Origin of the sequence: Variovorax sp. SPNA7 (assembly GCF_033807855.1) — a bacterium.
GTDB lineage: Bacteria > Pseudomonadota > Gammaproteobacteria > Burkholderiales > Burkholderiaceae_C > Variovorax > Variovorax beijingensis.
In genome coordinates this window covers 3627788-3644299 of record NZ_CP138513.1, presented here as the reverse complement: position 1 = coordinate 3644299, position 16512 = coordinate 3627788, and the positions used below count along the sequence as shown (strand labels likewise).

Here is a 16512-nt window from a genome sequence, read left to right as displayed (position 1 = left end):
TGGGATCCGGCGCGGAACGAGTCGATGCTCCTCCTTCCCTTGCGGCCTCGCAAACCAGATTTTCTGAGGCGATCGGATCAGAATACCTAAACCATGGAACACCAGCTCCCGCCGCTCAACGCGCTGCGCGCCTTCGAGGCGACCGCACGCCATCTCTCGGTGAAGAACGCGGCCGACGAGCTCTGCGTCACCGCCGGCGCCGTGAGCCAGCTGGTCAAGTCGCTGGAACTGCACCTGGGCATTGCGCTCTTTCGCCGCGCGAACCGCGGCATCTTTCTGACCGATGCGGGCCAGGCCTACCTGCCGCCGGTGCGCAATGCCTTCCGGCAGATCAGCGATGCCACGCGCCGCATCGCCGCGCCCGCGGAGACCGGCATCCTCACGGTGAGCGCCACGCCGTTCTTCGCGTCAGCATGGCTGGTGCCGCGCCTGAAGGGCTTTCACGATGCGCATCCGGACATCGACCTGCAGGTGGTGAGCAGCACCGCGCTCGCCGATTTTTCGCGCGACGGCGTGGACGTGGCGATCCGCCACGGGCTCGGCCGCTATCCCGGCTTGATCAGCCAGCGCGTGCTGACGGTAGAGATTGTTCCGGTTGCAACGCCGGCCCTGGTCAGGCAGCTCGGCATGCCTGGATCGCCGGCCGATCTCACGCGCTGGCCGCGCGTGAACGATGCCGAGCGCAAGGGCTGGGCGCTGTGGTTCGAGGCGCAGGGCATCGACGATGCAAAGCCGGCGCGCGGCCCGTCCTTCGACGATTCGGGCCTGCTGCTGAAGGCGGTGCTCGCAGGGCAGGGCGCGGCCCTGCTGCCTGCCGCGGTGGTGGCCGACGACCTGGCAGAGGGCCGGCTCGTCCAGCTCTCGGACCTGGGCTGGCTCGAAGACTTTGCCTACTACCTCGTCTGCCCGGAAGGCAGCCGCGACCGCCCCAAGATCGCGGCCTTCCGCGAATGGATCGCTGCCGAGTCCGGCAGAAAAGCCGCCAGGCCGCGCAGGAAGACGCCGGTCAAAGCAGCTCGATCCCGGGCAGGCTCTTGAAGCAGCTCTCGCGCGTGACGCGCACGAAGTCCGCCAGCCACGGCTGATCGGACGTGCCCTGGGTGCAGGCCATGTAGAGCCGTCCCGTCAGGCCCCGGGCACCCACGCGCCGCGCCGTGACATAGCCGCGGTCCAGGTAGTTCTGCACCGCCCACAGCGGCAGCGTGGCCACGCCGCGGCCGCTGGCCACCAGCTGCAGCATCGCCACCGTGAGCTCGGTCGTGCGGCGGTGCGCGGGCGCCACGCCGGCCGGCGCCAGCACCTGGCGCACGATGTCGAGCATCTCGTCGGGCACGGGGTAGGTGATGAGCGTCTGGTCGGCAAAGTGGCGCGCCGTGAGATGCGGTTTGGCCGTGAGCGCATGGTCGTTGGCGAGCAGCGCCACGATCTCGAAGCGGAACAGCGCGTGGTAGTCCACGGTCTCATCGGGGTCCTGCTCGGAGACGATCGCCACCTCGGCGCGGTTCTGCATCACCAGCGCGATCGGGTCGGGGTGAAAGCCCGAGACGATGTCCAGCTCGATCTCGGGCCAGCGCTGGCGGAAGGCATCCATGGCCGGCATCAGCCAGTCGAAGCAGGTGTGGCACTCGACCACGATGCGCAGCTGCCCGCTGCGGCCCAGCGCCAGCCGCGCCACGTCGCGCTCGGCTTCCTCCACCAGCGGCAGCGCGGCATCGGCCAGCTGCAACAGGCGCAGCCCCGTGGTGCTGAACTGCGGCGGCACCGACTTGCGCTCGAAGAGCTGCGCGCCATAGCGGTCTTCGAGCAGCTTGATCTGGTGCGACAGCGCCGACTGCGTGAGGTTCAGCAACTGCGCCGCGCGCACCAGGCTGCCGGTGTCGCGCAGCGCAACCAGCGTGCGCAGGTGGCGTATCTCGAGGATCGACTGCAACATGAATGATTTTCAAGTGAATGGGCAAAATGTTTCGTTTGAATCATAGGCCCCAAAGCCCGACCATTGCCGATTCCCAAGATCCAGCGACCGGAATACCTGCAATGACCACCCGTACCCACATCCTCGGCTTTCCGCGCATGGGCGCCCACCGGGAACTCAAGTTCGCCCTCGAAAGGCACTGGCACGGCGAGATCGACCGCGCTGCGCTGGAAGAAGTTGGCGGCCAGCTGCGCGCGCGCCACTGGCAGGCCCAGCGCGACGCCGGACTCGACTACGTGACGGTGGGCGACTTCGCTTTCTACGACCACGTGGCCAACCACATCCAGCTCCTCGGCTGCGAGCCGGCGCGCTTCGGCTTCAAGGGCGACGAGCCCGAGCTGTCGCGCTATTTCAAGATGGCGCGCGGCGTGGAGGACGAGGCCGGCCATGTGCACGATGCCGGCTGCACCCACGGCGCCGAAGGCACTTTCGCGCTGGAGATGACCAAGTGGTTCGACACCAACTACCACTACCTCGTGCCCGAGTTCAAGGCCGACACGCAGTTCAAGCTCGCATCGACGCGCCTGTTCGACGAGGCGGCGCAGGCGCAGCAGGCCGGGCATGCGGTCAAGGCCGTGCTGCTCGGGCCGCTGAGCTTCCTGTACCTCGGCAAGGAGAAAGAGGCGGGCTTCGACCGCCTGTCGTTGCTCGATGCATTGCTGCCCGTGTACGAGCAGGTGCTGAACCGGCTCAAGCAGCAGGGCGTGGAATGGGTGCAGATCGACGAGCCCATCCTCGGGCTCGACCTGCCCGATGCATGGCGCAACGCCTTCGAGCGCGCCTACTGGCAGTTGGCCCGCAGCGCGCCCAAGCTGCTGCTGGCCACCTACTTCTCGCCGCTGTCAGACAACCTGCGCCTGGCCTGCCAGCTGCCGGTGGCCGGCCTGCACGTGGACGCCGTGCGCGCGCCGCAGGAGCTGACCGGCGTGGCCGACTGGCTCGCCACGCACAAGGTGCTGTCGATCGGTATCGTCGACGGCCGCAACATCTGGCGCACCGATCTGGACGCCGCGCTTGCCACGCTGCGCCCGGTGATCGACAAGCGGGGCGCCGAACTCTGGATCGCGCCATCGTGCTCGCTGCTGCACGTGCCGTTCAGCCTGGCCGCGGAAGACCGGCTCGATGCGGAACTCAAGTCGTGGCTCGCCTTTGCCGTCGAAAAGCTCGGCGAGCTGCGCGTGCTGCACGCCGTGCTCGACGGCCGCGAAGACTCGGTTGCGCAGGAGCTCGAAGCTGCGCGCGCCGCGCTGATTGCAAGGCGCAGCAGCCCGCGCGTGCACCGCGCCGACGTGGCGCTGCGGCTTGCCCGCAGCGTGGCCGGCGACGACCAGCGCGCATCCCCCTTCGGCCAGCGGCAGCAGGTGCAGCGCGCGCGCTTCGCATTGCCCGCGCTGCCCACCACCACCATCGGCTCGTTTCCGCAGACCAAGGAGATCCGCGCCGCGCGCGCCGTCTTCAAGCGCGGCGAGCTCGATGCCGCGGGCTACCGCGAGAAGATGCGCGCCGAAATCGCACTGGCCGTGCGCAAGCAGGAAGAACTGGGCATCGACGTGCTGGTGCATGGCGAGGCCGAGCGCAACGACATGGTCGAGTACTTCGGCGAGCAGCTCGACGGCTTTGCCTTCACCGCCAACGGCTGGGTGCAGTCGTACGGCTCGCGCTGCGTGAAGCCGCCGGTCATCTTCGGCGACGTGGCGCGCCCGGCGCCGATGACGGTCGAATGGACCGCCTATGCGCAGAGCCTCACGAAGCTGCCGATGAAGGGCATGCTGACCGGCCCCGTCACCATCCTGCAATGGTCCTTCGTGCGCGACGACCAGCCGCGCAGCATCACCTGCGAGCAGATCGCCTGGGCGATCCGCGACGAGGTGGTGGACCTCGAGAGCGCCGGCATCGGCATCATCCAGATCGACGAGCCCGCCATCCGCGAAGGCCTGCCGTTGCGCCGCGCCGGCTGGCCGGCCTACCTGAAGTCGGCCACGCGCGCCTTCCGCATCAGCGCCTCGGGCGTGCGCGACCAGACGCAGATCCACACCCACATGTGCTATTCGGAGTTCAACGACATCCTGCCCGAGATCGCGGCCATGGATGCCGACGTGATCACCATCGAGACCAGCCGCTCCGACATGGAACTGCTGCGTGGCTTTGGCGGCGAGAACAGCGCGGGCGGCTTCCGCTACCCGAACGAGATCGGCCCGGGCGTGTACGACATCCATTCGCCGCGCGTGCCCTCGGTGGACGAGATCGTGCGCCTGATGCGCAAGGCCGCCGGCGTGGTGCCGCCCGAGAACCTCTGGATCAATCCCGACTGCGGCCTGAAGACCCGCGGCTGGCCGGAGACCGAGGCGGCGCTGTCGAACATGGTGGCCGCCGCGAAGCTGCTGCGCATGGAGTTGGCGGCGGCCTGAAGCAAAAGGGGCGGCCATGGCGGGCGCCAATAATGGCGCCATGCTTGCCTCTTCAGTTGCTTCGCGCCGCTTCTTTCGCGCGCCTTTCCATCTTCTCCTGCTGTCGCTGCTGCTCGCACCGGCCGTGGCCTCTGCGCAAGACCGCGCCGAGGCCCTGCTGCAGTTCGAGGGCGTGCAGGCGCGCTACCAGGCGGCCTATGCGCCGGGGGCGGTGTCGCGCGATGCGCACCAGTTGCTCGAGCCTGCCGACCAGGCCATTGCCGGCAAGGCGCTCCAGGCGCTGGACGCGGCTGCTGCGCGGTCTTTCGACGTGGCGGCATCCGTGGCCGCCATCCAGCAGGAAGTGGCGGCTGCCGGCAAGGACGGCGCAGCGCCGGGTGCGCAGGTGCAGGCCGCGGTGGCCCGCTTCTCGAAGCTGCGCGCCGATTACGCCGCCATGGACGACGCAGGCAAGCAGGCGTTCTTCAACCGCGAACGCGCGAAGCCGGCCGACCCCGCACGCACCGAACTGCTCGAACGCATGGCCGTGGCCGACCTGCGCGAGGTCGACTTCTCGAGCCAGCTGCTGCTGAGCTCGGTGGCCAAGCAACTGGCGCGCGGGAACGCCGGCCAGTTCACCTCGCTGCCGGACCGCACGCTCGACATGGCCGTCGACACGCTGTGGTCGCGCGGCATCACCTCGCCGCGCCCGCGCAACCTGCTGACGGTGGCGCGCGAGTTCGAAAGGCAGGTCACGCAGGCGCTGCTCGCGGCGCTGCCCGATGCGGACGTGGCCGCCTTGCTGGCCTGGCGCAACGACCCGCAGGCCGCGGCCGAGCGCGAAACCCTGGTCGGCAGCTACCGCGCCGAGGTCAAGGGGAGCGGCGCCGTGGCGATCCGGACGCTGGTGCGCGGCTGGCCGCGTTCCTGAGCCCGCAGTGGCTGGCATGCAACATGCGTGGGCTGTCTTGCGCGATACTCGCCGCCCAAACGGAGTTAGAGAAAAAATACGCCGATGGGCCGAATTTCTTAATCAAAGTGTGCACTTTGGCGCTCACGTCAAAAAGTTCCCCGTCATTGTTTCAGTTTCATGAACACTGCGATTCGATTGGCTAGGGTTTTCCCTTGTCATCGTGGTGCAAACTTCAGGGCATCCAAAGCCCAATCAAGAAGGAAATTGAAATGAAGACCTCGAACATCCTCGCCGCCGCCGCTCTGTCCCTGCTCGCCGCTGCCGGCGCCCATGCAGAAACCTACGAAGGCGTGCAGCCGCTGAGCTCCGGCTACAGCCGCGCCGACGTGGCTCCCCAGGCTGCTGCCGCAGCCCGCGAAGGCAACGTCTACAGCGACGCCGCTTCGGCCACCGTGGCCCCCGTGCTGGCTGCCTCGACCGACCGCGCCACGGTCCGCAGCGAAGCTGTTGCCGCCGCTCACGCGCCCGGCCAGAACCTGCGCCGCGAAGCTTTCGCCGGCAGCGTGGTTCCCTCGCAGGCACGCAGCTTCACGCGCCAAGCCGGCCTGTAAGAAGGCGGGCAGAAGAGAAGAGACGGCGGCATCGGGCCGCGCGTCTTTGCTCTGCAAGAAAAAAGCCGGACGGCGCCCAGGTGCCGTCCGGCTTTTTGCGTTTTTCAGCGCTGCCGCGGCGCGCCGTGGTGGCAGAAGCACGCGGGCGCATGGTCGTCCACGATGCCGGTGGCCTGCATCCATGCATAGACGATCACCGGCCCCACGAACTTGAAGCCACGCTTCTTCAGGGCCGCCGACATCTGTTCCGAAAGCGGCGTCTTCGTCGGCACCGCGCCGGTCCTGTTGACGATGGGCTTGCCGCCGGCCATGCCCCAGACGAATTCCGAAAAATCCTCGCCCGCGGCCTGCATCGCAAGGTAGGCGCGGGCGTTGCCGATGGTGGCCTCGATCTTGGCGCGCGAGCGCACGATGCCCGCCTCCAGCATCAGCCGGTCGACGTCCGCCGCAGTGAACCGTGCCACCTTTTCGGGCACGAAGCCCTCGAATGAAGCACGGAACGCATCGCGCTTGCGCAGGATCGTGAGCCACGACAGGCCCGCCTGGAAGCCGTCGAGCATGAGCTTTTCCCACAGCGCACGGCTGTCGCGCTCGGGCACGCCCCATTCGGCGTCGTGGTAGGAGGCCAGCAGCGGATCGCTCTGGGCCCAGGTGCAGCGGGGCTTGGTTTCGGGTGGCATCTGGAGGTGGGTTTCGTTCATCTTCTACGCGGGATGGTTCGGACTTTAACCACCGATACTCGAGCCCTCATGATCTCAGTCCATCTCCACGGCCAGCGCTTCCAGGTGCGGGCCGCCGCGGTCATTCTTCATGCGGGCCACGCGCTGCTTCACCGGGCGCCGGGCGACGACTACTGGGCCTTGCCGGGCGGCAGGGTCGAAGTCGGCGAAGAGGCCTCGGTGACGATCGTGCGGGAGATGAAGGAGGAGCTTGGCGAACAAGTCGAATGCGGCCGGCTTCTTCATGTGGCGGAGAACTTCTTCGACCTCGCGGGCCGGCGCAACCACGAGATCGGGTTCTATTTTCTCGTCTCGCTGCCCGAGGATTCGCCCCATCTCGACAAGGCGCGAAGCTACCGGGGCATCGAGAGCCACCTGGATCTGGAATTCCGCTGGTTTCCCATCACGGAGCTGGCCGCCGTCAACCTGCGCCCGACCTTTCTTCCGGCCTCGCTCGCGGCCAATCCGCTGGTCTTCTCGCACGCGGTCCAGCGTGAATACCCATGAACGGCGAGCGCTACCTGTTCAATGTGTTCGGCCAAATCGTGGCCATCGAAAGGATCGAAGACCGCTGGATCAGCTACTTGAAGGGAGCGGATGGCAAGCGCTGCAGGATCCAGTTGGCAATTCCGTCCGACCTCAGCCGCGGCGAGCTTTCGCAGTATCTCTACGACATCTATCACGAGCAGGCGACGCCGACCAACGGCGATGTCTTCGAGATCTTCCAATGACAAACCACCATCGATTGCACAAATCCCGCCGCGAGGCGCTGCCCTCGGGCGCGCGCGTGGCCGGCCTCTATCGCGGCGCCTTCCTGGCCGACGCCTTTGCCATCGACCTGCCGCCGGGCGCCACCCGCGACATGATGGCGCTTGTGCGCTTCGCGTTCGAGCGTCCCGCTCCCTGGGTCAGCGCGCTGTTGGCGCTGCGCGACCGCCTGGTCGGCGGCTTCGGCCTCAAGACGACCGGCGCGCTGCGTGCGGGCACGCCGGGCGATGCGCCGCGCGTCGGCTTCTTTCGCATCTACGAAACGCATGCCAACGAGGTGGTGCTGGGCGAGGACGACCGGCACCTGGATTTCCGCGTCTCGGTGATGCGGTCCGGGGCGGGGGATTCGCTCACTGCGGTCACGGTGGTGCACTGCCACAACCTCTTCGGGCGCAACTACATCCGGCTGATCGCGCCGTTCCATCGGCTGGTGGTGCGTTCTGCGCTCGAACGGGCGGCGCGCTCGGGCTGGCCCGCGGAAGCGGGGGCCTGAACCCGGCGGAACGCCTGGTTACCGCCTGGAACGTTTGCTTGAACTTTCCGTTCTGGCGGGCGCAGCGGAGCGGGGAGGCCGAGGGGAGCTGCCGGTGTAGACTGCCAGGTTTTTCGTTCTGGCGGGTATGGCGCAAGTTTCACAGCGCACAGTTTTCAACGGCTCGGCGCTTGTTCGCTTGCTTTCTCGGCTGACCGACATCGACCTCCGCGAACCCCGGCAGGCCACCGCGGATCGATTGAGCCAATGGTTCGGCTGGACCGATGCCATCTCGCTGTCGGCGGCGCTGGACGGCGCCGTGGCGGCGGCAGCGCCTTCGCGCGCGCGGGCTTCCGCGAGCGCCGAGGAGCGCGAATGCGTCCGTGCGCGGGCCGCGTTGGCCAAGGCCGTGGCCGAAGACGGCGCTGTCGCGGCGGCCGTCGACTTCACGCCGTTTCGCCGCCGCCATCTCACGCTGCAACAGGCCATGGAAGCGGGCATCGGCCCGCTGCGCGGCCGCTTGCGGGCGCTGCTGGCGGCCAGGTCGCCGGCCATGGCCCGGCTCGCGGCCGTGGACGTGGTGATGGAGCAGGTGCTGGCTGCGCGCGAGCACAGCCTGCTCGCGGCCGTGCCCGCGCTGCTCGAAAAGCATTTCACGCGCCTGCGCCAGGCCAGCCCGGAGACGATGGGCGAACCCGAGGGCGAGGCAGAGGCCGGCGAGTGGCTGCATGTGTTCCGCAAGGACATGAAGAACGTGCTGCTCGCCGAACTCGATTTCCGATTCCAACCGATCGAAGGGCTGCTCGAAGCCCTTCGCATGAGGCAACCAGAGTGCCATGAATAGATTTCTTCACTACGCTGTTTTTGCCGCGGGCCTGGTCGTCGTCTGCTGGGTCGGGGCCGGATACATCGGCTCGCACACGCTGGCGCTCGCCGTCACGATGCTGGTCGGCGCGTTCTACCTGATGGGCGCGCTGGAACTGCATCGCTTCCAGCAGGCCACCGCCACCTTGTCGCGTGCCGTGGCGGATCTTTCCGACGCGCCCGCGAGCCTGGGCGCCTGGCTCGACCGGCTGCATCCCACGCTGCGCAACGCGGTGCGCCTTCGCATCGAGGGCGAGCGCGTGGGCCTGCCGGGCCCGGCGCTCACGCCGTACCTGGCCGGACTGCTGGTGCTGCTGGGCATGCTGGGCACCTTCCTCGGCATGGTGGTCACATTGAACGGCACCGGCATGGCGCTGGAAAGCGCAACGGACCTGCCGGCCATCCGCGCCTCGCTGTCGGCGCCCGTGAAGGGCCTGGGGCTGGCATTCGGCACTTCGGTGGCTGGCGTGGCCGCCTCCGCGATGCTGGGGCTGGCCTCGGCGCTGTGCCGGCGCGAGCGGCTGCAGGCCGGGCAGATGCTCGACAGCAAGATCGCCACCACGCTGCGCGCCTACTCGCTGGCCCACCAGCGCGAGGCCTCGTTCCAGCTGCTCGAGCAGCAGGCCCACCAGATGCCGCGGCTGGTCGACCAGCTGCAGGCCATGATGGCGGCGATGGAGCGGCAGAGCCAGGCCCTGAACGAGCGCCTTGCCGCCGGCCAGGCGCAGTTCCACACCAAGGCCGAGGCCGTGTATGCCGGGCTGGCGTCCTCGGTCGACCAGTCGCTCAAGCAGAGCCTGAGCGAAAGCGCGCGCATCGCCGGCGCGACGATCCAGCCGGTGGTCGAGGCGACCATGGCGGGCATCGCGCGCGAAACGGCCTCGCTGCACGACACCGTGGCGCGCACCGTGCAGCAGCAGCTCGACGGCCTCTCGAGCCGCTTCGAGGCCACCACCGCGAGCGTGGCGGGCACCTGGCAGGCTGCGCTGGCCGAGCACCAGCGCACCTCCGAGGCGCTGTCGAGCGACCTGCGCGCTTCGCATGACCGCTTTGCCGAAACCTTCGAGCAGCGCTCGGCCTCGCTGGTGGAGGGCGTCTCGGCCCGGCTGGAGAGCACGGCGGCCGGCGTGTCGGACACCTGGGGCAGCGCGCTCGCGCAGCACCAGCGCGTCAGCGAAAAGCTGTCGCAGGAGGCGCAGCAGTCGCTCGCGGCGGCCACGGCCGGCTTCGAGCAGCACTCGGCATCGCTGCTGCGCACCGTGGAACAGGCGCACGCCACGCTGCAGGCCGACATCGCAGCGCGCGACGAGCAGCGCCTGTCGGCCTGGACAGAGGCGCTGGCCACGGTGTCCGCATCGCTGCAGCAGGAGTGGCAGCAGGCGGGCGCGCACACGGCAAGCCAGCAGCAGCAGCTCTTCGATGCGCTGGCGCAGACCGCGCGCGACATGTCCACCCAAGCCGAGGCGCACGCGAAGAACACGGTCGGCGAGATCTCCCGGCTGCTGCAGGCCGCGTCGGAAGCGCCGCGGGTGGCGGCCGAAGTGGTGGCCGAGCTGCGCCAGAAGCTGTCCGACAGCATGGCGCGCGACAACGCGATGCTGGAAGAACGCAGCCGCATCATGGAAACGCTGGGAAGCCTGCTCGATGCCGTGAACCACGCCTCCACCGAGCAGCGCTCGGCAGTCGATGCGCTGGTGGGTGCATCGGCGGACGTGCTGGACCGCGTGGGCAGCCGCTTCACCGACAAGGTCGACGAGGAAACCGGCAAGATGGCCGCGGTCGCCGCGCAAATCACCGGCAGTGCCGTCGAAGTGGCAAGCCTTGGCGAGGCCTTCGGCTTTGCCGTGCAGCTGTTCAGCGAATCGAACGACAAGCTGGTGGCCCACCTGCAGCGCGTCGAAGGCGCGCTGGGCAAGTCCATTGCGCGCAGCGACGAGCAGCTGGCCTACTACGTGGCGCAGGCGAGGGAAGTCATCGACCTGAGCATCATGTCGCAGAAGCAGATCGTCGAAGACCTGCAGCAGATCGCGGGCCGGCAGGCCGCCGTGGGCAGCGAAGCGTGATGCGCGACGATCTCGACGCCGGCCTGGAGCCGAGCGTGCCGGTGTGGGCGGTCTTCGGCGACCTGATGTCGGGGCTGGTCGGGGCCTTCGTGCTGATCCTCGTGGGCGCACTCGGCATGCAGCTGGACCTGGCCGCCAGGCTGCAGGCCGAAGTGCAGCAGCGCCAGGCCGAGACGCAGCGCCGCGAGGCGCTCGAACAGGCGCTGGCCGGACCGCTCGCGGCGGGCCGCGTCACGCTGAACAACGGGCGCATCGGCATCAGCGGCAGCGTGCTGTTCGCCTTCAACTCGGCCGAGCTGCAGCCCGAAGGCCGGCAGGTGCTCAAGAGCCTGGCCACGCCCGTGGCCACCTACCTGCGCGCGCGCGACGAGGTGCTGATGGTGAGCGGCTTCACCGACGACCGGCAGATGCGGCAGTCGAAGGACGGCAACCGTCCGTTCGCCGACAACTGGGAGCTCTCGGCCCAGCGCGCATTGACCGTGACGCGGGCCCTGATCGAAGAGGGCGTTCCGTCGTCGTCGGTGTTTGCCGCGGCCTTCGGCTCCGAGCAGGCGGTGGCATCCAATGCCGACGCCGAAGGGCGCGCGAAGAACCGCCGTGTCGAGATGGCGCCCACGCCGCGGCAGGCTGGCGCCGGCACCAAGTCCCGTGAGTAGCAGCAGCATCGATACCGCCGCGGTGCTCGACGCCTGGCGCGCGCAGGGCGGCCATCGCCGCGATCCCGTGCGCTTTCGCTTCATCGAGGCGCTTGCGAGGCGTGCGGCTGTCCATGAAGGCGATGCGCGGCGCATCCTCGACGAGCGTCTGGCCGCGCTGCTCGCGGCGTATCGCGAGAAGCTTGAAGATGCCCGGTGCGTTGGCAGTGCTTCGGCCGTTCCAGATGCCAGCACGAAACAGGCGGCCCGTCTTTCCCGCAGCCCGCTCGCGGAGCTTGTCGAGCACATGGCGCGGCAGGCGCCGCTGCAGGGCGATGATGTTGCGGCGGCCGATGATGCCGCACCCGCCACCCCCGAGCTCAAGACGCTGCGCTACTTCAGGAGCACCTGGTCGCGGCTCAGTGCCGACCGGCGGCTGACGCAGTCGCTGGCCAAGGTGCCGGAGAACGCGGGCCCGCTCAACTCGCACCACCTCGTGCACCGGTCGCTCATGCTGATGCACGAGCTGTCGCCGGAATACCTCAACCGGTTCATGTCGTACGTCGACACCTTGCTGTGGGTCGATCAGCTGAACGCCAGCAACGGCCCGGCGGCTCCCGCGAATGCGCCGCGCGCCGAAGGCCAGAAGAAAACAGCGCGCGGCAAGCCGGGCTGATCTGCGGCTAGCGAAGCCCGTGCGCGCGGATCACGGCCTTGAGCCGCCGCACCTCGTGCTGCAGATCGAGGATCAGCGCAGCGGCATCGAGGCCCACGCCAAAGTCGCGCTCCAGGCGGCGCGCCTCGAGCGCGCATTGCAGGTCGGTGCTCGAGAACCGCCAGTGCTCGGGCGGCGCCTCGGCCGTGGATATCTGCACGATGCCCACCTCGACGAGCTGCACCACCCATTCGGTATCGGCGCCGCAGGCATGGGCCAGCTCGCTGGCGGCGAGCGGCTGCGAAGCGCTGATGGCTGTGGTCACGGAAACGGTCGCCATGCTCACACTCCCAGATGCTGGCGTGGGTTGAACGAAGCGGACGCCTGCGCCAGCTGCTCGTAGGCCTTGCGCGCGGCTTCGCTGTCGGCGGGGGGCAGCGCGATCTCGAGCAGCAGGTACAGGTCGCCGGTCTGCTTGCCGGCCAGCCCGCGGCCCTTGAGCCGCAGCTTGAGGCCGCTGCGCGCGTTGCGCGGCACGGTCACCTCGACCACGCCGCCGGTGGGCACCGGCACCTGGACCTGCGCGCCGAGCGCGGCCTCGGTCGGCGTGACGGGCAAGGTCATGTAGAGGTCGCGTTCCTCGATGCGATAGAGCCGGTGCGGCGCGATGCGCACCTCCAGGTAGAGATCGCCCGCGGGTTCGCCGCCATGGCCCGGCATGCCCTGGCCGGCGAGCCGGATGAACTGCCCCGGATGCACGCCGGGCGGAATCTTGACGCTGAGCGTGCGCGTCTTGAAGGTGGGCCGGCCCTGCGCGTCGAGCTCCTGCGCGCGCAGCGTGATCTCGCGCTCGGCACCGTTGAGCGCATCTTCGAGCGCGATCTCGATGGCCGCATGATGGTCTTCGCCGCGTGCGCGGTAGTTGCGCCTTGCGGCGCCGCGCCGCTCGGCCTCTCCGAACAGCGACGAAAAGAACTCGCTGAATTCGGCATGGTCGGCCGGGCCCTGGTTCGGCCCGCGGTGGAATTCGAAGCCGGCGTCCCAGCCCGGCGGCGGCTGGAAGTCGCCCTCGGGACGGCCGCCGCGCGCCACGCGGTCGGCCAGCGCGTCGTAGGCAGCGCGCTTTTCCTTGTCGCGCAGCACGTCGTTGGCTTCGTTGATGTCGCGCATGCGCTTCTCGGCGTCGGGCTCCTTGCTGACGTCGGGGTGGTACTTGCGCGCGAGCTTCCGGTAGGCCTTGCGCACGTCGTCGTCGGACGCGGTGCGGTCGATGCCCAGGGCGCTGTAGTAGTCCTTGAATTCCATGCTATTCGGTGGTGTGGATGCCGAAGGGTACGCCTGCCGGCCGCCTCAGGCCAGGCTCGAACCGCCGTCGGCATGCCGCAGCAGCGGCGTCACGGCCCATGTGGGGCCGCTGCGCGAAAAACGCAATGGCTGCGCATTGCCGAGCAAGGCCAGGTCGATGGGCAGGCCGATCAGCGCAGCCAGCGCATAGAGCGTGCCCCCGTGCGCCACCACCAGCACTGGCGCGGGTTGCGCCAGCGCGGCGTCCAGCGCCAGCCGCTTGCGGGCCACGAACTGGGCCAGGGTTTCGCCGCCCTCGGGCTCGCAGGCCCAATCGATCTCGGCCGACGAGGTGCCGATGAGCGCACCGAAGTTGCGCTCGCGCAGGGCCGCCTGCGGCGTGGGCACGAGGCGCAGCACGGTGGCCACCGCATGCGCGGTGTCGTGCGCGCGGCGGGCGTCGCTGCAGACGATGGTGCGGATCGGCTCGCCCGCCAGCAGCTGCGCGGCGCGCGCGGCCTGCTGCAGTCCGAGCTCGCTCAGCGGCTCGTCCACGGCCTGGAAGATGCGCTGCGCATTGCGGCCGGTCTGGCCGTGGCGCAGGAAGTAGAAGTGATCGCAGGCCGGCGCCAGCGGCTGCTCGGCGGCGATGCGGACCAGCTGGTCGAGGCCGGTGGCCGCGCCGTGGGGGAAAGGTGCCTTTGACATGGATGGGTGCGGTTCAGCCGAACTTCATGCCCTTGGGCCGGGCCTGTAGGCGATCGATGTAGGCATCGATCCCGGGCCGGTTCGAGTGCCCGCCGAAGGCGCGGTGCCAGATGAACATCGCGCCGATCATCACGTCGGCCGCGGTGAACTGCGCGCCGAAGAGATAGGGGCCATCACCCAGCTCGCGCTCCACCGCATCCTTGGCCTGCTCGAAATCGGTCCAGCCGCGCGCGCTGTTGTCGCTGTGCAGCCCGAGCAGGCTGTCGCCCATCGAGGGTTCGAGCTGCGCCGTCGAATAGACCATCAGCGACAGGTAGCGGCCCCGGTCGGGCGAGCCCACCGGCGGGGCCAGTCCGGCCTCGGGAAACTTCTCGGCCACGTACATGCAGATGGCCGCGTTCTCGAACACGCGGGTGCCGCCGTCGACCAATGCCGGCAGCTTGCCCGAGGGATTGATCTTCAGGTAGTCGGGCTTCTTGTGCGCCTTCTCCTTGATGAGGGTCGGCACGATCTCGTAGTCCACGCCGGCTTCGTCGAGCATCCATTTCGCAACCTGCGAGCGGCTTTGCGGATCGAAATACAGCTTCATCATTTGAAGGGGTTCCTTGGAGTGGATGGACAGACAGTCAATCAGAACTTGGGAATGCGCAGCGTCTTGCTGATCATCAGCGTGCCCGAGAGCGCGAAGAGCAGCGTGAGCGGATGCAGCTGCCAGGGCCCGAGCATCCAGGCGCCGCCCCACACCGCATCGCCGATGCGGCCCTGCCAGGCGGCCCAGGCCAGCACGCCGACCAGCACCACGCTGGTCGGGATGGGCGTGCCTTCGAAATACTTGACCTTGTCGGCGCCCGCGGAAAGCGCCTCGGCCGTGACGTTGTAGCGCGCGAGCCGGCTCACGCCGCAGCACACGAAATAGATCAGCAGCACGCAGTCCCAGCCGCCGTCCAGGCCCGCGGCAAAGGCCAGCGCGGCCGGCGCCACGCCAAAGGAGATCACGTCGGCCAGCGAGTCGAGTTCGCGCCCCAGCGCCGAGTGCGTTTGCCGCCAGCGCGCGATGCGCCCGTCGAACACGTCGAACACGAAAGCCGCGGGCGCGAGCGCCGCGGCCCAGAAGAATTGCGCGAGCGACTGGCTCGCCATGAAGGCCATCGAGAGGAACACCGCACCCACCCCGCATGCCGCGTTGCCGAGCGTGAATGCATCGGCCAGGTGAAAGCCGCGGATCATCGAGAAATGCTTGCGGACCGGTACGGGGGAAGGGGTGGTGGCCATGGGGGTGCTTCGGAGTCGGCGGATGCTCCGCACCTTAACGCAAGCGCGGGCGCTTGCCTGTAGTCGCCATCCGACTCCGCAAGGGGGCCGGCCGCGCCGGATGGGGCGGCGCGGCTTGTTCGCCGGCTCAGGCCGGAAGGCGTTCGTCGTAGGCCTTTTCGAGCGCCGCGTGGTTGGTCCAGAACCCCCGCGGCTTGCGGCCGTGCAGCACGTCGTCGAGCACGTCGAGGTGGGCGTGCCAGCCGCTGGAGACGCTGAGCGTTTCCTTGCGGTCGGGCAGGCGCCGGTGCGTGAGCACGAGGCGGGTGGCATCGCCCTCCTGCGTGAATTCGAAGCTGACCTCGGAGGCGGTGGCGCTTTCGCTGCCCCAGCTGATGGTCAGGCGCTTCAGCGGTTCGAATTCGACGACCCGCGATTTCTGGGAGATGGGGCTGCGGCAGGCGGCGAAGCGTTCGGGGGCCACTTCGCCGGAGAGCCGGGTGTGGTCGAAGCGCAGCTCGAACACGCTGCCGGGCTCCTCGGCCATGGTGCCGCCGGCCAGCCAGGCGGCGCGCTTGTCGGGGTCGACGAAATAGGCCCACACGCGCTCGACGGGGGCGGGCAGGGTGCGCTCCATGCGCAGGGTGCCGGGTTCGATCAGGGTTCCGAGGTGGCTCTTGGCCATGGCTTGCTCCTTGAAAAAGAATAGGGACTTCACTTGCCGCGGGATGCTTCGCGCCGCAGTTCCTTCTCCAGCGCGTCCAGATGGTTGTTCCAGAAGCCTTCGTAGTAGCGCAGCCATGCGTTGGCCGATGCGAGCGCCGCCGGCTCCAGCCGGCAGACGTGTGCGCGGCCCTGCACCGTGCGGGAAACCAGCCCGGCGCGCTCCAGCGCCTTGACGTGCTTCGACGCGCCCGCGAACGACATGCGAAACGGCGCGCCGAGCTCGCCCACGCTGCATTCGCCCTGGGCCAGCAGCTGCAGCATGGTGCGGCGGGTGCTGTCGGCCAGGGCATGGAACACGGCGTCGAGCCGTTCGTCGTCTAGTTCAACCATGAGGTTGAATATAGTCGTGCCCCGGAAATTATTCAACCGATTAGTTGAATGATTTTTCCGGTTACACCCGATACAGCCGGGACGCGTCTGCGCCGCCCGGCGCTGGAGCCTGCGCGATGGCGCTCCTACGATGGCCGCCGTTCCATCCACTCGC

20 protein-coding genes are annotated in these 16512 nt (G+C 68.7%); 11 read left to right on the top strand and 9 right to left on the bottom strand.

The features are described 5' to 3' along the window. The first annotated feature begins 93 nt into the window (after positions 1–93). Positions 94–1038 (top strand): transcriptional regulator GcvA, encoded by a 945-nt coding sequence (gene gcvA, locus RZE77_RS17090; protein ID WP_319438477.1) that lies wholly within the window; start codon positions 94–96, stop codon positions 1036–1038. Here gcvA and RZE77_RS17085 read toward each other — a convergent pair. Further along, complete coding sequence (locus tag RZE77_RS17085) at positions 1007–1933, bottom strand: LysR family transcriptional regulator (protein WP_319438476.1); 927 nt, start codon at positions 1931–1933, stop codon at positions 1007–1009. The two genes, gcvA and RZE77_RS17085, sit on opposite strands and share 32 nt — an antisense overlap. 101 nt (positions 1934–2034) lie before the next feature. On the opposite strand from RZE77_RS17085, the gene metE reads away from it, so the two are divergent. The 3 genes from metE (at position 2035) to RZE77_RS17070 (ending at position 5883) form a co-directional block, all read left to right on the top strand. Continuing rightward, entirely contained in the window at positions 2035–4380 is a 2346-nt protein-coding gene (metE, locus tag RZE77_RS17080; protein ID WP_319438475.1) for a 5-methyltetrahydropteroyltriglutamate--homocysteine S-methyltransferase, read from the top strand. A gap of 40 nt (positions 4381–4420) precedes the next feature. Beyond that, positions 4421–5290: a hypothetical protein gene (locus RZE77_RS17075; protein ID WP_319438474.1), complete on the top strand. Its 870-nt coding sequence runs from the start codon at positions 4421–4423 to the stop codon at positions 5288–5290. A 251-nt stretch (positions 5291–5541) separates the two neighbouring features. After that, a complete protein-coding gene (locus RZE77_RS17070) occupies positions 5542–5883 on the top strand; it encodes an alpha/beta hydrolase (RefSeq protein ID WP_319438473.1) in 342 nt (113 codons plus the stop codon). A 104-nt stretch (positions 5884–5987) separates the two neighbouring features. On the opposite strand, the gene RZE77_RS17065 is transcribed toward RZE77_RS17070, so the two are convergent. Beyond that, a complete protein-coding gene (locus RZE77_RS17065) occupies positions 5988–6563 on the bottom strand; it encodes a DNA-3-methyladenine glycosylase I (protein ID WP_319442374.1) in 576 nt (191 codons plus the stop codon). 69 nt (positions 6564–6632) lie between these two features. On the opposite strand from RZE77_RS17065, the gene RZE77_RS17060 reads away from it, so the two are divergent. The 7 genes from RZE77_RS17060 (at position 6633) to RZE77_RS17030 (ending at position 12080) form a co-directional block, all read left to right on the top strand. Further along, positions 6633–7109 (top strand): NUDIX hydrolase, encoded by a 477-nt coding sequence (locus tag RZE77_RS17060; protein WP_319438472.1) that lies wholly within the window; start codon positions 6633–6635, stop codon positions 7107–7109. Further along, entirely contained in the window at positions 7106–7333 is a 228-nt protein-coding gene (locus RZE77_RS17055) for a DUF7661 family protein (RefSeq protein ID WP_319438471.1), read from the top strand. Before RZE77_RS17060 ends, RZE77_RS17055 begins: the two co-directional genes overlap by 4 nt. A 14-nt stretch (positions 7334–7347) precedes the next feature. Further along, positions 7348–7863, top strand: a complete 516-nt coding sequence (locus tag RZE77_RS17050) for a DUF2867 domain-containing protein (protein WP_319438470.1) — start codon at positions 7348–7350, stop codon at positions 7861–7863. 127 nt (positions 7864–7990) lie between these two features. After that, on the top strand, positions 7991–8686 hold the full coding sequence (locus RZE77_RS17045; protein WP_319438469.1) for a DUF3348 domain-containing protein: 696 nt from the start codon (positions 7991–7993) through the stop codon (positions 8684–8686). Then, entirely contained in the window at positions 8679–10769 is a 2091-nt protein-coding gene (locus RZE77_RS17040; RefSeq protein WP_319438468.1) for a DUF802 domain-containing protein, read from the top strand. Before RZE77_RS17045 ends, RZE77_RS17040 begins: the two co-directional genes overlap by 8 nt. Continuing rightward, a complete protein-coding gene (locus tag RZE77_RS17035) occupies positions 10769–11425 on the top strand; it encodes an OmpA family protein (RefSeq protein ID WP_319438467.1) in 657 nt (218 codons plus the stop codon). The genes RZE77_RS17040 and RZE77_RS17035 overlap by 1 nt, the downstream gene beginning before the upstream one ends. 7 nt (positions 11426–11432) lie before the next feature. After that, positions 11433–12080 (top strand): DUF2894 domain-containing protein, encoded by a 648-nt coding sequence (locus RZE77_RS17030; RefSeq protein WP_319442373.1) that lies wholly within the window; start codon positions 11433–11435, stop codon positions 12078–12080. A gap of 7 nt (positions 12081–12087) precedes the next feature. Here RZE77_RS17030 and RZE77_RS17025 read toward each other — a convergent pair whose 3' ends face one another. The 7 genes from RZE77_RS17025 to RZE77_RS16995 all read right to left on the bottom strand — a co-directional run bounded on the left by RZE77_RS17025 (position 12088) and on the right by RZE77_RS16995 (position 16358). Beyond that, positions 12088–12399 carry a chaperone modulator CbpM gene (locus RZE77_RS17025; protein WP_185738289.1) on the bottom strand — a complete coding sequence of 104 codons (312 nt, stop codon included), beginning with the start codon at positions 12397–12399 and terminating at the stop codon, positions 12088–12090. A 2-nt stretch (positions 12400–12401) separates the two neighbouring features. Further along, positions 12402–13364, bottom strand: coding sequence for a DnaJ C-terminal domain-containing protein (locus tag RZE77_RS17020; protein WP_319438466.1), 963 nt, complete (start codon positions 13362–13364; stop codon positions 12402–12404). Between the two features lie 45 nt (positions 13365–13409). Beyond that, positions 13410–14051 (bottom strand): histidine phosphatase family protein, encoded by a 642-nt coding sequence (locus tag RZE77_RS17015; RefSeq protein ID WP_319438465.1) that lies wholly within the window; start codon positions 14049–14051, stop codon positions 13410–13412. A 13-nt stretch (positions 14052–14064) separates the two neighbouring features. Further along, positions 14065–14643 carry a glutathione S-transferase family protein gene (locus RZE77_RS17010; RefSeq protein ID WP_319438464.1) on the bottom strand — a complete coding sequence of 193 codons (579 nt, stop codon included), beginning with the start codon at positions 14641–14643 and terminating at the stop codon, positions 14065–14067. Positions 14644–14681: 38 nt separating this feature from the next. Then, positions 14682–15323 (bottom strand): CDP-alcohol phosphatidyltransferase family protein, encoded by a 642-nt coding sequence (locus tag RZE77_RS17005; RefSeq protein ID WP_319426548.1) that lies wholly within the window; start codon positions 15321–15323, stop codon positions 14682–14684. Positions 15324–15450: 127 nt separating this feature from the next. Continuing rightward, entirely contained in the window at positions 15451–15987 is a 537-nt protein-coding gene (locus tag RZE77_RS17000) for an SRPBCC family protein (RefSeq protein WP_319438463.1), read from the bottom strand. Positions 15988–16016: 29 nt separating this feature from the next. Further along, entirely contained in the window at positions 16017–16358 is a 342-nt protein-coding gene (locus RZE77_RS16995; RefSeq protein ID WP_062366770.1) for an ArsR/SmtB family transcription factor, read from the bottom strand. Positions 16359–16512 lie beyond the last annotated feature (154 nt).